Annotated in this window: 11 protein-coding genes and 2 pseudogenes; 1 reads left to right on the forward strand and 12 read right to left on the reverse strand. The window is 46.9% G+C overall.

Annotated features, from left to right (window positions below; genetic code table 11):
- Window positions 1-21: 21 nt before the first annotated feature.
- The 9 genes from mraY to MADE_RS14965 form a co-directional block, all read right to left on the reverse strand.
- The gene (gene mraY, locus MADE_RS14925; RefSeq protein WP_012519459.1) at window positions 22-1104 is read right to left on the reverse strand and encodes a phospho-N-acetylmuramoyl-pentapeptide-transferase; all 1083 of its coding nucleotides are present in this window, start codon (window positions 1102-1104) and stop codon (window positions 22-24) included.
- Window positions 1098-2507: a UDP-N-acetylmuramoyl-tripeptide--D-alanyl-D-alanine ligase gene (locus MADE_RS14930; RefSeq protein WP_012519460.1), complete on the reverse strand. Its 1410-nt coding sequence runs from the start codon at window positions 2505-2507 to the stop codon at window positions 1098-1100. Before MADE_RS14930 ends, mraY begins: the two co-directional genes overlap by 7 nt.
- Entirely contained in the window at window positions 2504-4054 is a 1551-nt protein-coding gene (locus MADE_RS14935; protein ID WP_023559865.1) for a UDP-N-acetylmuramoyl-L-alanyl-D-glutamate--2,6-diaminopimelate ligase, read from the reverse strand. The genes MADE_RS14930 and MADE_RS14935 overlap by 4 nt, the downstream gene beginning before the upstream one ends.
- A complete protein-coding gene (locus MADE_RS14940) occupies window positions 4044-5816 on the reverse strand; it encodes a penicillin-binding transpeptidase domain-containing protein (protein ID WP_023559866.1) in 1773 nt (590 codons plus the stop codon). The genes MADE_RS14935 and MADE_RS14940 overlap by 11 nt, the downstream gene beginning before the upstream one ends.
- Window positions 5813-6148: a cell division protein FtsL gene (gene ftsL, locus MADE_RS14945; protein ID WP_012519463.1), complete on the reverse strand. Its 336-nt coding sequence runs from the start codon at window positions 6146-6148 to the stop codon at window positions 5813-5815. Before ftsL ends, MADE_RS14940 begins: the two co-directional genes overlap by 4 nt.
- The gene (rsmH, locus tag MADE_RS14950) at window positions 6145-7086 is read right to left on the reverse strand and encodes a 16S rRNA (cytosine(1402)-N(4))-methyltransferase RsmH (RefSeq protein ID WP_012519464.1); all 942 of its coding nucleotides are present in this window, start codon (window positions 7084-7086) and stop codon (window positions 6145-6147) included. The genes ftsL and rsmH overlap by 4 nt, the downstream gene beginning before the upstream one ends.
- Entirely contained in the window at window positions 7083-7541 is a 459-nt protein-coding gene (gene mraZ, locus MADE_RS14955) for a division/cell wall cluster transcriptional repressor MraZ (protein WP_012519465.1), read from the reverse strand. Before mraZ ends, rsmH begins: the two co-directional genes overlap by 4 nt.
- 425 nt (window positions 7542-7966) lie before the next feature.
- Window positions 7967-8791, reverse strand: a complete 825-nt coding sequence (locus MADE_RS14960) for a putative porin (protein ID WP_012519466.1) — start codon at window positions 8789-8791, stop codon at window positions 7967-7969.
- Window positions 8792-8961: 170 nt separating this feature from the next.
- On the reverse strand, window positions 8962-9732 hold the full coding sequence (locus tag MADE_RS14965) for a SapC family protein (protein WP_012519467.1): 771 nt from the start codon (window positions 9730-9732) through the stop codon (window positions 8962-8964).
- A gap of 382 nt (window positions 9733-10114) precedes the next feature.
- Between MADE_RS14965 and MADE_RS14970 the strand changes: the two are divergent.
- Window positions 10115-11329: pseudogene (locus MADE_RS14970) on the forward strand (dipeptidase).
- Between the two features lie 73 nt (window positions 11330-11402).
- Here the strand turns inward: MADE_RS14970 and MADE_RS14975 are convergent.
- The 3 genes and pseudogenes from MADE_RS14975 to MADE_RS14980 form a co-directional block, all read right to left on the reverse strand.
- Window positions 11403-14661: pseudogene (locus MADE_RS14975) on the reverse strand (efflux RND transporter permease subunit).
- Complete coding sequence (locus tag MADE_RS20715; RefSeq protein WP_015067835.1) at window positions 14654-14797, reverse strand: hypothetical protein; 144 nt, start codon at window positions 14795-14797, stop codon at window positions 14654-14656. Before MADE_RS20715 ends, MADE_RS14975 begins: the two are co-directional and overlap by 8 nt.
- Entirely contained in the window at window positions 14787-15230 is a 444-nt protein-coding gene (locus MADE_RS14980; RefSeq protein WP_012519471.1) for a TolC family protein, read from the reverse strand. The genes MADE_RS20715 and MADE_RS14980 overlap by 11 nt, the downstream gene beginning before the upstream one ends.
- Between the last annotated feature and the right edge of the window lie 59 nt (window positions 15231-15289).

Genomic DNA, 15289 nt, shown 5'->3' on the forward strand with positions numbered 1-15289 from the left:
TAATGTGTGTCTCTTTAGCGCTTATCTAAGTTTGAGGGTCGCAAGACCAACCAATACCAAAATGATAGAAATGATCCAAAAGCGCACGATAACGCGCGGTTCTGGCCAGCCCTTTAATTCATAGTGGTGATGAATAGGTGCCATACGGAAAATGCGCTGGCCACGCAATTTGTAAGAGCCCACCTGAAGAATGACCGACAAGGTTTCCATTACAAAAACACCGCCCATGATGATTAACACCAGCTCTTGGCGCACTAATACGGCGAGCACCCCTAAGGTACCGCCTAGCGCTAATGAACCAACATCACCCATAAAGACTTGTGCCGGGTATGTGTTAAACCATAAAAAACCTAAGCCTGCTCCAACCATGGCGGTGCACACAATCACCAGTTCACTGGTAAGCGGAATATGTGGAATGTTGAGGTATTCAGCAAAGTTGGCATTACCTGTTACATAGGCAAAAATAGCAAACGCACCTGCCACCAAGATGGTAGGGACAATCGCTAAGCCGTCTAATCCATCGGTAAGGTTTACCGCATTACTGGTCCCCACAATGGCAAAGTAAGTGATAATGATGAAGAAGATCCCTAACTGCGGGAACACTTCCTTGAAAAAGGGCACCAATAGCGAGGTTTCAGCGCTCATGGTTGCGCTGCTATACAGATAAAAGGCCACGCCTAACGCCACCACCGATTGCCAGAAATACTTCCAGCGGGCGATGAGCCCTTTAGAGTCTTTGCGAATGACTTTTCTGTAGTCGTCAACAAATCCGATAATACCGTAGGCCACCACTACAGTAAGGGTAACCAAAACGTATCGGTTAGTTAGGTCGGCCCACAGCAGACCACTTACTACGATTGCTGCAAGGATCAACAACCCACCCATAGTAGGCGTGCCAGATTTTGACAAATGACTTTGAGGGCCATCGTCACGTACCGTTTGCCCTATTTGCATGCGCTGCAAATAACGAATCATCTTAGGGCCAATAAGAATGGCAATAAGCAACGCGGTCAGCGTACTTAAAATTGCGCGAAGGGTAAGGTATGAAAATACGTTAAACCCTGAATCAAATTGTGTCAGCCAGTCGGCTAGCCAAATTAACATGCTATTCGCTCCCGACGGCTATCGTGCTTTCCCAGCGCAGAGGCCTCGACCGCCTCTACCACGCGTTCCATTTTGGAACTGCGTGAACCCTTAACTAAAATTGAAATATCGCGCTGCTGCACTAACAAATCACTCTCCATTGCGGCCAACAAACTTTCAACATCGCTGAAATGACCGCCATTTTCATTAAACACAGCACTGGCTGATTGACTCAAAACACCCATGGTATACAGGTAGTTAATTCCTTTTTGTTTGGCGTACTCCCCCACCTGCTCGTGGTAAAAACGCGCCTTTTCCCCTAACTCTTTCATATCGCCTAGCACAAGAACGCGGATGCCTGAAAAACTACTTAACGTATCAATTGCTGCATTAACTGACGCTACATTGGCGTTGTAAGTATCATCTAATAGCCGAACTTGGTCGGTAAGCTGTTTTACATTTAAACGCCCGCTGACTTGCTGCATGGCAATCAATCCGTCGCGCACGTTTTCAAGGTTTGCGCCTACTTGAAGCGTTAATGCTGCAGCCACTAGGGCATTACCAACGTTGTGAACGCCAGGAATAGTAAGCTGAATAGCGATTTCGCCTTGCGGGCATACTAGGTGGAATGACGCACAGCCATCTAGACCAATGGTGATATCTTCGGCTTGAAAATCTGCGTCGTTTTTCTGCTGCGGGGAAAATGTTAGCGTTTTAGTTTGTTTAAGTTTGCCTTGCCAAAATTCTGCAAACTGGCTGTCGACATTGACAATAGCGACACCGTCTTTTTCTAACCCTTTAAAAATTTCACTTTTGGCGCGCGCTACGCCAAGCAAGCTACCAAAGCCTTCTAAGTGCGATGCTGCGGCGTTCACAATGGTTGCAACATCCGGCTTCACTAGATTTGTGGTGTAAGCTATTTCGCCTAAGTGATTGGCGCCTAATTCCATCACGGCATATTCATGGTGTGGCTCTAGGCGAAGAAGAGTAAGCGGTACACCAATATCGTTATTAAAGTTACCGTTAGTAGCAAGCACATTGCCTCTGCGCGCTAAAATAGCAGCGCACATCTCTTTTACTGTGGTTTTACCGCTACTGCCGGTAATGGCAATCGTCTTTGGGGCTATATGTTGTTTAACCGCAGCGCCTAATAACCCCAAGGCCTCTTTGGTATCTTCAACTGATATCACGGGTAACGAAGTCGTTACGTTTTCGCTGGCAATAACTGCGCTTGCACCTGCATTTTCGGCTGCTTCAATAAAGTCGTGGCCGTTAAAATTCGGCCCTTTCAGCGCCAAATACACGGCGCCACTTTCAATGGTGCGCGTGTCAGTACTGACGGCCAACACTTGCGTGTCAGCATTACCATTTACTAATTTTCCGTTAACCTTGCCGGCTATCCATGACAGCGTTGTTGTTATCATTTGCTGTACTCCTGTTGCAGCCGCGCCACAACCGCACGTTCGTTATAGTTAGTCTTTTTGTCACCGATAATTTGGTAATCTTCATGGCCTTTTCCGGCCACAATGATGATGTCGCTTTTATCAGCATGCGCTAGGCAATGACGAATAGCTTGCTCTCTGTCAGGAATTGACACCGCAAGGCTACTGTCTTTTAAACCGGTAATAATGTCCTGCGCGATAGATTCAGGGTCTTCGCTACGGCTGTTATCAGTGGTGATAACAATGGCATCAGCGCCAGCTTCAGCAGCCTGCCCCATTAATGGGCGCTTTCCTGTGTCTCTATCACCGCCACAACCAAATACACACCACACTTTTCCAGCGGTATGAAACTTGGCGCTTAGCAGCACCTTTTCCAGTGCGTCAGGGGTGTGGGCGTAGTCCACCACCAAATTGGCAGCACCGGGTACTGGAAACACTTCCATTCGCCCTGGCACAGGGGTGATCGCATTAACCGCTTTTACCACCGCGTCAAAACGCTCACCTTCTGCCAGAAGTGTTCCTATTGCGCTTAGCACATTACTAATATTGAATTTACCGAAAAGCGGTAGGGAAATGGCGGCACTTCCCCACGAGCTCACCAGTTCAAAGCTACATCCACCGGAATGATAAGAAGCATTTGTGGCGAAACAATGGCGACTTTGAGGATTGTTGTGGGCGCGAAATAACGCACCATCAGCACTTTCATCAATACCCGTCCAAATGCGGGTAATAGCATTGTCAGCAACATTGTCCCATTTATTACTTTCATCATCGTTAGCGTTTAACACCACCGCTTTTAACCCAGGCTGACAAAGCAGTAAGCGCTTAGCCTTACCGTATTCCTCCATCGTGCCGTGATAATCGAGATGATCCCGTGTAAGGTTGGTGAAAACAGCTATATCGGTTTTAACCGTACCAAGTCGCCCCTGAACCAACGCGTGAGAACTGGCCTCAAAGGCGGCATGGCGCACTTCGCTTTGCACAAAGTCTGCCAACAAGTACTGCATACGTATGGCATCTGGCGTGGTATTGGCCGCAGGCGTGTTCGACCATTGCGTCGCATCGCCTTCAAACACACTGCTACCTAGGGTACCTATGCTTGCACTACGCGTACCTAACGCGTCTTTAAGTTGCGTAAGCAATTGAACTGTAGAGGTTTTTCCGTTAGTTCCAGTAACCGCTACCGTTGTCATCTTTTGTGCGGGATAGTCATAAAAGGCTGCAGCTAATGCAGAGAGCATTTGGGGTAGCTCATAAAGAGAAATGATAACGCTGTGGTCGCGCATTTCCATTTGGCCATGAGCTTCACTGTCGTCAGTTTGCGCCAGAATTACACGGGCCCCTAAACTTATTGCCTGAGGGATAAAATCACGGCCGTCGCGCTCATGCCCTTTAATGGCTAAAAAAGCTAACCGCGTGTTCACTTCGCGGCTATCTAAAGTAAGGCCTTCAATACGTATATCCGGTGCGTCTACACCAAACTTCGCCAGCAATGCTTTGGTACTTTGAATAAAGGCACTAACTACCACTTTGACCTCCTTTCAATAAGCGGCTCGAGGTAACGTGCTTATCGTCAGGTGTGACATTTAACATGTGTAATGCGCCGCCCATGATTGACGAAAACACAGGTGCAGCAGTGTCACCCGCATGATACAAGTCGCCACCCGGTTCATTGATAAGCACTATAGTAACTAATCGAGGGTTTGAAACCGGTGCGATCCCCGCAAAAATATTGACGTACTCTTCACCGTATCCCCCGGCCACGGCTTTACGGCTAGTTCCGGTTTTGCCGGCAACACGATAACCGGGTACCGCTGCTTTTGTCGCAGTCCCGCCACGCTGGGTAACGCTTTCCATCATTTGAACAATGGCGTTTGCATTTTCTTCACTAATAACGCGTTCAGACTGGGCCTGCCAAGACGGTTGTTCCGGCGACTTAATAATATTAAGTGGCGTTTTTATACCGCCGTTCGCGAGGGTTGCATAAAGACGGCCTAACTGTGCGGTAGTTACTGAAATGCCGTAGCCAAATGAAAGTGTGGCTAATTCAAATTCAGACCAACGGCTGCGCTCGTGAAAGATACCGCTGCTCTCGCCTGCCATGTTAAGCCCGGTATCACTCATCAGCCCCATGTTGTAATAAGTATCAAGCAAGAAGTGCTTTGGTACCGACAACGCTAGCTTTGACGTTCCCATATTCGAGGAGTGTTGAATAATTTCTTCTAGCGTTAGCTCGCCATAGTTGCGTGAGTCTTTTACTAGACTGCCGCCTAACCGCATCCAGCCTGGATTAGTATCAACTGAATCCTCAGGTTCTACTTCACCAAACTCAAGCGCGGTTAATACCGCAAGCGGCTTAAGCGATGAACCGGGTTCAAAAGCGTCGGTAATTACGCGATTACGCATGCGATGGGGGCTGATATTACTTCTGTCGTTCGGATTAAATGACGGCGCGTTGACCATGGCCAATACATCGCCGCTTTTAACGTCAATGACAATGGCAGAAGCCGAGCTTGATTGGTAATAAATCATGGCTTCTTTAATTTCTTTGTAGGCTAACGCCTGAATACGCTGGTCGATAGTAAGCTGCAAATCGCCCGCTTTTTCGCCGGAAGTGGTTTCTAGAATTTCTACCTGGCGTCCTTTGGCATCACGACGAATTTTGCGAGAGCCCGGCGTACCCGTTAACCACTCGTCGTACATGCGCTCTAAGCCTTCAACGCCCGTATCATCAACATCAGTAACACCAATAAGCTGGGCTGAAACCTCGCCTGTTGGGTAATAACGGCGGCTTTCACGACGAAGGTAAATACCAGGGATATCTAGCTTATCAACGTACTCTGCCATTGCTGGAGACACCTGACGCTGTAAATACACAAAGCGGCGTTTTGGATTTGCCACTTTTTCTTTAAGTTCATTAACGTCTTGGCGCAATACATCGGCTAACGCTTCCCACCGGCGCTCTTCCTCAAACCCATTATTCTCGTGAATAATTTTCGGGTCGGCATAAATAGCACGAACCGGCACACTCACCGCCAGTTCAACACCGTTTCTATCGGTAATAAGCCCGCGATAGGTCGGCATGTCGCGGGTTCTTAGCGTGCGGTTGTCGCCTTGCTGAATAAGCTCATCTGGCTCGATAACTTGAATATAAGCTGCGCGGGCGGCAAGCACGCCAAAAACGAACATAATAACCACAAGCACAACCACAAAGCGCCAGTGCACTAGGCTTGGCGTTACATTTTGCTTTGCGCCGGTTTTCTTGCGCTGGCGTGGGCTTGATGAATTCATTTCAATTTCACCACTACTTCATCGTCGGCGGTGGGGCGGTACATTTCTAACTGTTTTTCAACAAGGTTTTCAATGCGGTTATGTTCGGTTAACGCCCGCTGCTCTAACACTAGATTGCGCCACTCAACGTCCAACTCGTCCTTCTCTTGCATTAAGTCTTCAAGGGCTATGACCTGCTGGCGATTGTGGTGACTACTAAGCGTTACGGCCATGGCACTTGTGATAACCATTAAATACAACAAAACCCGCAACTTGTTGCGGGTTAAATCTGAAACAATAATGAGCAATAATTTGAAATTAGTGCTGCCTTTGTCTGGCGTGACTTTGGTCATAACTTTTCTGCCACACGCAATACCGAACTGCGGGAGCGAACATTATTCGCAATCTCCTGTTCAGATGGTTTTATTGCTTTACCCAGGGCTTTTAACACTTTATCGGCGTCAATTTCTGCCTGTGTTATCGGTAGGTTGTGGGGTACGACTTTCCCTTTGCTTTGATCCTTTATAAAACGTTTTACTAAGCGGTCTTCAAGCGAGTGAAATGAGATAACCGCAAGACGCCCTTCTTTCGCCAATACCTGTGTGGCCGCTTTTAGCCCAACGCGCAATTGCTCTAGCTCAGCATTGATATAAATGCGGATCCCCTGGAATGCGCGGGTTGCAGGGTGTTTGAATTTGTCTTTTACAGGTACAGCTTCATCGATGATTTTGGCAAGCTGTGCGGTACGCGTAATAGGTGTATCTTTACGTGTGTTAACAATAGCGTGAGCAATGCGCTTGCCGAATTTTTCTTCGCCAAACTCTTTAATGACCTGTGTAATGTCTTGCTCTTCTGCGCTAGCCAGCCAATCAGCAGCACTTTGACCGCGAGACGTGTCCATGCGCATGTCGAGCGGGCCGTCGCGCAGGAAGCTAAAGCCCCGTTCAGCATCGTCAAGTTGAGGTGACGATACGCCTAAGTCCATAAGCACACCGTCAATCTTGCCGGTTAATCCTAGCGCCTCGATTTCTTCTGCCATATCCCCAAACGGTGAGTGGATAATGCTAAAGCGCTTATCATCGGCAAAGCGTTCAGCGGCCTTGATAGCCTGTGGGTCACGGTCAAAGGCAATGAGTCGCCCCTTCTCGCCTAACGCGTCTAAAATATGCGCCGAATGCCCGCCACGGCCAAACGTAGCATCAATATAAATGCCGTTTGGTTTAATCGCCAATGCTTCAATGCACTCGTCAAGAAGTACGGAAATGTGTTTAAATTCATTAGGCTGCGTCATAGCGAGAAGTCCTGTAATCGTTCGGTAAGTTCAAATTCGCCTTTGCGTTCGGTGTCTATATCAGCTTCAACTTGTTGTGCCCAAATATCGGCATCCCAAATTTCGAATTTGTTTAACTGACCAACTAACATGACTTCTTTTGAGAGTTTTGCGAAACTTCGCAGTGGAGTAGGAACAAGAATACGCCCGCTTTTATCCATCTCACCTTCTGAAGCATAACCTAGTAGCAATCGCTGCAAGCGACGCTCGGCTGGGATCATGCTTGAAAGTTTAGAAAGTTTAAGCTCAATCTCTTCCCATTCGGGAAGTGGGTAAAGTAGCAAACAACTTTGTTGTGTATCGACTGTGCAAACTAGTTGTCCCTGACAATCATCCAGCAGCGACTGACGATACTTCGTCGGTATAGCCAGTCTGCCTTTTGTATCCAGATTGATTGCGTTAGCGCCGCGGAACATTCCCCTAGCCTTTTATTATTTGCTCTTGTTTTTCTTGTTTTTTGAGTACTAATCTGCAAAGTGATGATGATTTGATCCACAATTCGCCACATTTACCCACTGAGATACAGTTTAGGTATCAATGATCCCCACTGTCAAGTAGAAAAAAGGCGTGAAAGCCGCATAAACACTGGGTTTAAACTGGTTGGATATACAGTGTTTTTAGGAAGTGTATGATTAGACGTGCAAAAAAGATTAAAAAATATTCAGGTGGGTAAAATTAAACTTAAAATTTATCGATGAACGGCTGTTTTTACTTGTATTGAACGTGCTTGCTAACTCAAAAGCGACGTATAGGAATAAATGCAAAAAAATGAACTACCAACCGAAGCTGATAGTTCATTGTTAATTATTGCTAGCTATCAATAGTTGATGGCTGAACTACTTTAAAAACGGTAAGAAGCTGTAAGTGACGCTACATCGCTCTCGGTATCGCTATCAATATCGGTTTCATAGCTGGCCGATAAAGAGAATTGCTCATTTACCCAGTAATCTAAAGCCACCCCTGCTGTTTTTAAGTTGTCGAAACCGTCTGGCGCATTGGTATAGCTATAGCTGCCTTGAACACTTAAACCTGGACTAAAGAAGTAACGTGCACTTCCAGATAATACATCAACATCATCGGCAGTGTATTGGGCGGTGAAGTCCCAACCGGTCCCCCCGTTACCTACTGTGGTATAGCGTGTGAACACTAGAGGTGAAGTTTCATTCTCGCTTTCGCTGTAACTTTCTCCACCGGCATTAAAGTCGTAAGTGGCACGCTGATAGATAACACCTGCGCCTATTTGCCATTGGCGTGACAAGTTAAACCCTACTTTTAAATCGATATTGGTGTAATCCCCATCACCAAAGTCGTCGTCGAGTTTACTGTGCGCACCTTCAATAGCTAGCATCCACGTATCGTCGAAATAAAAAGTTGTACCTAAATTAAACACGTCGATACCGTCTAAATTAGCGTACCCACCAGACAGACTTGATACGCGCTGTAGATAAGGGTTAATAAGGTAAGCGCCGCTGTTGCCACTCACCTCGTCAAGGTAGCGCACATATCTAGCACCGTAGAGGTTGTCATCTAACCCTTCAAAATCGACAGCGGTAACCTGTACTTCGTTTTGCGTAGCTGCATGTGCTGCTGAAACTGTAAATACCGAAGCTGTAATAAGTGATAGTGCAGTTAGCGTTGTTGAGAGTTTATTAGATTTGATGTTCATGTCTTTTGTCCTTAAAAAATGTGTTGGGAACTGTAATAACCAGCCCGCATAAGATAAGACATTCAAACTTAACGATTTCTGAACGAAACATGACGAAGTCTGAACGAGTGCAAAAAACATAAAAAAACCCGCTGTTAAGCAGGTTTTTAAACTTCAGAATTGAGAAGCAATTAAGCGTTTGGCGCCGCCTCAGGTGTAGCTTCTTCTGCTTTAACCGCTGAAAGCTGCATGTTGCGAATTGGATTATCTGTATCGTTAGAAAGCTCAACAAGACGGTTTAGCTGACCAACTGACATCATTACCGCATAGATTGCACCTAGGAAGCCTTGTTTATGTAGCTCAAGTACTTGCTCTTCAGGTAGCTCAAGAAGTTTCTTCTCGTTGATGCTCATCATGCCTGTAACATTGCGCTGCTTACCGTCTTGGTAAGTAAGGCGAATTTGAATTGGATCAAGTAGGTCTAGCTCAACAACTTTCGCTACAAAACGCTGTGTTAGCATTTCGCTGTTTGCAAGGTCTGCTAGGAATTTTTGACGGTTGTCTAGGAATTCACTTGCTTCGCCAGCTTCTGTAAATAGCGCTTGGCCTTCATCAGAAATAAGATCAGAGTTTTCGTCGATGTAAACACCAAGCTTGTCGCCGTCAGGACGTACGTCGAACGGGTAGCGAAGGATGTTCATTGGAACGTGAGGACCTTTCCAGCTGTCGCCAGTTAGGAAAAGGTTTTGACCCTGTTCCATACCAAGCATAGTAACTACGTGGTGGCGCTTAGCATTCGTGTCTTCAATGAAAACAAGCGGCATAGTTGCTGCTAGTTGTGCGAACTCACGGATTGTTGCTGCTGCAAGGTGTGTATTTTTAGCAAAGCTGAAAGAAGTGTTTACCGCAACCTTTAGGTCTTTATGCTTTTCTTTATCTAGCGGTACAAAGTTAATAGCCATATTTATTTCTCATACTTGTTAGCTGTGGCCCCGGCTTAATTATGTGAGAAGAGCGGGTGCCACTAAAAAATTACGTCGGCCGCGCTGATGTATATTATCCATCGATAGTTGGCGGAGCGCTTGGGAGTATCCCGTATTCGCGCAATGAAGTCACGCAGTCTTCACCATAACAAGTTTTAAATTTTTATTGCAATGTAAACTTTAAGTGAATGAGCCCAAGCGCTCTAAAAATGAGCAATTCCGACGAATTTGAAGAATTACGCGAGCAATGAAGGGGAAACGAAAGCCTATTGTCGCGGTATGAATTATCCTTTAGTCTCTAGTTGCTATTCATTTTAGGGGCTGATGGCCTAAGTGATTAAAAACAAAATAAGGACTTTCTATGAAGGGGCGCTTCCCACTTTCATCTTGCGCATTAGTTATCTCTGCGCTTTTTGCTTCACACACCGCACTGGCAGAAACACCGACCTACTCTGCCTCTGAACGAGCGGTAAATATCGCGAAGGAAACCATTATCGTAGATGGTCATATTGACGTACCTTACCGCGTTAAAGAAAAATGGGTGGATGTAACCAACGCAACTGAAGACGGCGATTTTGACTACCCGCGTGCCGTTGCGGGCGGTTTAAACGCCCCTTTTATGAGCATTTACGTACCGGCAAGCTTAGATAATTCACCAGAGTCTACACAGCTCGCTCATGAACTTATCGACTCAGTAGAAGCGATTGTTGCGCGAGCGCCTGATAAATTTGCCATTGCCAAAAGTCCTTCTGACGTAAAAGCGCAGTTTGAAAAAGGCCTCATTTCGTTGCCAATGGGCATGGAGAACGGCTCACCTATTCAAGGTGATTTAGCAAACTTAAATGCCTTTTACGAGCGCGGCATACGCTACATTACTCTTGCTCACAGCCAGGCTAATCACATTTCAGATTCCTCTTATGACCTGCGTAGAAAGTGGAAAGGACTGAGCCCATTTGGCAAAGCGCTAGTAGGAGAAATGAATAACATCGGCATTATGTTAGATATTTCTCATGTGTCTGACGATGCCTTTTACCAAGTCATTGAGCTAACAAAAGCGCCGGTTATTGCGTCGCATTCATCGCTTCGCCGTTTTACCCCGGGTTTCGAGCGCAATATGAACGACGACATGATTAAAAAGCTAGGTGAGAATGGCGGCGTTATCATGATTAACTTTGGCTCTAGTTTTGTATCAAAATAGGCCGGTGAATGGCGAAGAGGCCTATCAGCTGCCCGTAAAGCGTTGATTGAAAAAGAAGGGGAAGATAGCCCTAAACTTGAGAACTTTGAAAAAGCCTACCGTAAGGAAGTACCTTATCCTTACTCCACGTTAGATGAAGTGCTTGACCACATTGACCATGTTGTAAAGCTAATAGGTGTTGAGCACGTGGGCATTGGGTCTGACTACGACGGCGTGGGCGACTCGCTGCCAATTGGGCTTAAAGACGTGGCGAGCTTTCCAAACTTAGTTCAAGGGTTGCTGGATAGAGGCTACAGCCGTACTGATATTGAAAAAATATTAAGCGGAAACCTTCTGCGCGTATGGCAGCAGGTGGAAGACTATGCGGCAGCGCACTAACACCTTTTCAGCCCCCTGCTATAAATAGCAATTTAACCAAAGGGAAGCCATAAGCGCTTCCCTTTGCATTTATTTAGCGCTTTCTACCGCGGGTTATGCTTAAGTAAAACACGCATGGTAATACCAAAAGCGTTAACACCAACGCACTTGCCATACCGCCCACCATTGGCGCTGCAATGCGGTGCATTACTTCACTACCGGTGCCCGATGCGTAAACAACCGGTAACAAACCCGCAATAATAGACAAAGACGTCATCATGACAGGACGAAGTCTTGCCGACGCAGCGTGTACGATTGCACTTCTGACCACGCAGTCTCTATGCGCTAGGGATGCATCGATTGCTCTATCATTATCGCGACCAGTTTCAGTGTCGCCGTTAGCGTCATTTCGACTATTCGACATAATGCCTTCCTGATGCTTAGCGAGGGCATCTTCAACATATTGTTTTAAATAGACCAACATAATTACCCCAATCTCTACCGCAACGCCTGCTAGCGCAATAAATCCAACGCCCACGGCTACCGACAGATTAAAATCAAGGAAGTACAGCAGCCAGACGCTACCCACAAGGGCTAGAGGGAGGGTTGCTAATATGAGTGCCACGTCGCGCAAACGTTTAAAGGCTAAGTATAATAGCAAGCAAATAATGGCTAGCGTTGCTGGAATAACCAGCGATAACTTGGCTTTCGCCCGTTCTAAATAAGCAAACTGGCCCGCCCAGGAAATGGAGTAGCCCGGCGGCAATTTAAGGTGTTTCTGCAAATGCGCTTTAGCCTGCTCAACATACCCCCCTAAATCTATACCTGTGGCTGAGTCAGAAGCAATATCAATATAAACCCACCCGTTTAGACGCGCATTCTCGCTTTTAATTGCGGCAGGGCCATCTGCTATTCGAACCTTGGCAATATCCCCTAACGTAATATGAGCGCCACTCGGTGTTACAAAGGGCATTGACGACAAGGATTCAGGTGTATCGCGATAGTGCTGCAAAAATCGCATGCTAACGGGAAAGCGCTCGCGCCCTTCTACAGACTGAGTTACCACTTTTGTACCTACAGCGCTGGCCAGAATACTGTGGACATCATCAATACTAAGACCATAGCGCGCCGCTAATTGGCGGTCGATATCAATATTAACGTAGCGACCGCCCACCACCCGCTCTGCGTATACCGAAGCGGTGTTAGGTACGTCCTTTAGCTGCATTTCAATATCTTTACCTATGGCTTCAATTCCCGCCAAATCAGGCCCGGCGATTTTAATCCCCACCGGGGTTTTAATTCCTGTCGCCAACATATCGATTCGGGTTTTGATAGGCATGACCCATGCATTAGTGAGCCCGGGGAACTGTACCAGTGCATTAAGCGCTTCTTTAAGTTTCTCTGTTGTCATGCCGTCTCTCCATTCAGCTTTCGGCTTTAACTGAATAAAGGTCTCAATCATAGTGAGTGGCGCTGGGTCAGTAGCGGTATCCGCTCGCCCTACCTTTCCAAATACGCTTTCCACTTCGGGTAACGTTGCTATAAGCTTGTCTGTTTGCTGTAAAACTTCTCTGGCTTTACCCACCGAAATTCCCGGATACGTGGTGGGCATGTACATCAGGTCACCTTCATCTAATTCAGGCATAAATTCACTACCTAAATGACTTAGTGGCCAATACATTGAAACCAGCAGGCATATAGCGCCCGCAACAGTAGCTAGCGGATAATGAAGCAGGCGCATTAACACCGGCTTATAGAGGTTGCTTAACGTACGATTGACCGGATTTTCCGCTTCTGAACGTATCTTACCCCGGACAAAGTAACCCGCCAGTACGGGCACTAGCGTTACTGCTAGCGCTGCCGCCGCTGCCATGGCATAAGTCTTGGTGAATGCAAGGGGGGCAAATAGTCGCCCTTCTTGTGCTTCTAACGCAAAGACAGGAATAAACGACACCGTAATAATAAGCAGCGAAAAGAACAGCGCAGGCCCAACTTCTGATGTTGACTTTATGACTAACTCCCACCGTTTCGCTGCGCTAAGCGGCATTGGCTTTAGCGACTTTTGTTTACTTGAAATTGCGTGTTGATGAATATGTTTATGCAGGTTTTCAACGACTACGATGGCCCCATCCACCATAGCGCCTATCGCAATAGCAATTCCCCCCAGCGACATAATGTTGGCGTTAAGCCCCTGTAGTTTCATTACGATAAACGCGGCGAGTATGCCAATAGGTAAGCTTATTAGCGCTACAACAGACGAGCGCAAATGGAATAAAAAGAGGGCACAAACCGCGCCAACTACCAGCAGCTCCTCCATTAGCTTATTCGAGAGCGTTTCTACCGATTTATCGATAAGCGTGGAGCGGTCGTACACAGGGACAATATTAACGCCCTCTGGCAAGCCTGCCTTTAATGCCTCGAGCTTCGTTTTTATGGCGTCGATAGTGGCTTTCGCGTTTTCGCCATAACGCATAACGATAATACCGCCCACAGTTTCGCCCTGACCATTAAGTTCCGCCACACCCCTTCGCATTAAAGGGCTTTCGACGACGTGGGCAACATCGTTAATGGTTATACTCACACCATCTTTGATAACCCCAGTAGGCAGCCGTTTAATATCGTTTATGCTTTGAATATAACTTTGCGCAGTAACCATGTATTCCGCTTCGGCCATTTCAACGACCGACGCGCCCGTCGCGCGATTGCCTCGCGCTAGCGCAAGTTCAATCATAGAAGGCATAATGTTATAAGCGCGCAATTTTTCCGGGTCGACAATAACCTGGTATTGCTTCACCATGCCGCCCACCGAGGCAACTTCTGACACACCTTGTACAGACTGCAGTTCAAACTTTAAGAACCAGTCTTGCAGTGCTCTTAACTCCCCGGCATCCAGTGCGTTAGGCTGACTAGTGTCATTTTCTAAGGCATAGATATACACCCAACCTACGCCCGTCGCATCAGGCCCTAGCTGCGGCGTTACACCCGGCGGAAGTTGAGATGACGCTTGGCTTAAGTACTCTAAAACGCGACTTCTCGCCCAGTACATGTCCGTATCGTCATCGAAAATGACGTAAACGTAAGCATCACCAAAAAAAAGAATAACCACGAACTGTCTGAGCGCCGGGTACGGACATGAGCGCAGACGTAAGCGGAAATGTCACTTGATCTTCCACTACCTGTGGCGACTGCCCCGGGTAGCTTACCTTAACAATAACTTGAACATCTGACAGATCAGGTATGGCATCGACCGGGGTGTTTTTTACTGCCCACACTCCAGCAATGCTCAGCACAATCGCGCTTAGCAGCACCATAATGCGGTTATTTACCGACCAGCGAATGACTGACTCAATCATGGTGCATGTGCTCTTTGTGATTCATTGCCTTGGTGTCGCTATTGCCCTCGCGTTGTGGGCCACTTTCACTGTTATGGCCGCTTGTTGCGTCATGCTCACCGTGACGCATTTCATGGGGTATGGTTTCACTTGGCATAGCTGCCGACTTTGCTCGCCATCACCTGATATTTTTTTTGGCTATAGTGGTTTTCATCACCGCGGGGCAGCTGTTGTTTAAACCCTACTTTAATTTGACTCATGGGCTCTTGGTCAATTGCAAACCCATCTGTAGGTAAGTTTTGCATCGATACAGACATTTGCGGGTTAGACCAATAAGACGCTGCATCTGCGTCTGCTTTAAACCCTTGCTCACGATAGGCATTCCCTTTTAGCAAGGGGTCGTGTTGAATGGCCAACTGAACCGCTTGCTCTAAACTAAAGGTATCGGCCGTGGCTATCTTAGAAAACCCTATCGAACACAGACACACTAATAGCGACAAAAGCAGCGTATATTGAGCGTACAGGCCCCGTAGTTGAGAACATGTGCCAAAAACCAGATGGACTTTTGGGGTTACCAATAAATTACTCATGTGAATATTACTTTTCAGGTGCAATGCGCGTTGTGAAAGCCAACTTTTAAGCGTTATAA

This window comes from Alteromonas mediterranea DE, from assembly GCF_000020585.3.
GTDB classification, from domain to species: Bacteria; Pseudomonadota; Gammaproteobacteria; order Enterobacterales; family Alteromonadaceae; genus Alteromonas; species Alteromonas mediterranea.

What these genes read in the sequence shown, in the direction of transcription:
- mraY (WP_012519459.1), bottom strand. Translation starts at nt 1,104, where the DNA reads ATGTTAATTTGGCTAGCCGACTGGCTGACACAATTTGATTCAGGGTTT.
- MADE_RS14930 (WP_012519460.1), bottom strand. Translation starts at nt 2,507, where the DNA reads ATGATAACAACAACGCTGTCATGGATAGCCGGCAAGGTTAACGGAAAA.
- MADE_RS14940 (WP_023559866.1), bottom strand. Translation starts at nt 5,816, where the DNA reads ATGAATTCATCAAGCCCACGCCAGCGCAAGAAAACCGGCGCAAAGCAA.
- ftsL (WP_012519463.1), bottom strand. Translation starts at nt 6,148, where the DNA reads ATGACCAAAGTCACGCCAGACAAAGGCAGCACTAATTTCAAATTATTG.
- rsmH (WP_012519464.1), bottom strand. Translation starts at nt 7,086, where the DNA reads ATGACGCAGCCTAATGAATTTAAACACATTTCCGTACTTCTTGACGAG.
- mraZ (WP_012519465.1), bottom strand. Translation starts at nt 7,541, where the DNA reads ATGTTCCGCGGCGCTAACGCAATCAATCTGGATACAAAAGGCAGACTG.
- MADE_RS14960 (WP_012519466.1), bottom strand. Translation starts at nt 8,791, where the DNA reads ATGAACATCAAATCTAATAAACTCTCAACAACGCTAACTGCACTATCA.
- MADE_RS14965 (WP_012519467.1), bottom strand. Translation starts at nt 9,732, where the DNA reads ATGGCTATTAACTTTGTACCGCTAGATAAAGAAAAGCATAAAGACCTA.
- MADE_RS20715 (WP_015067835.1), bottom strand. Translation starts at nt 14,797, where the DNA reads ATGCCAAGTGAAACCATACCCCATGAAATGCGTCACGGTGAGCATGAC.
- MADE_RS14980 (WP_012519471.1), bottom strand. Translation starts at nt 15,230, where the DNA reads ATGAGTAATTTATTGGTAACCCCAAAAGTCCATCTGGTTTTTGGCACA.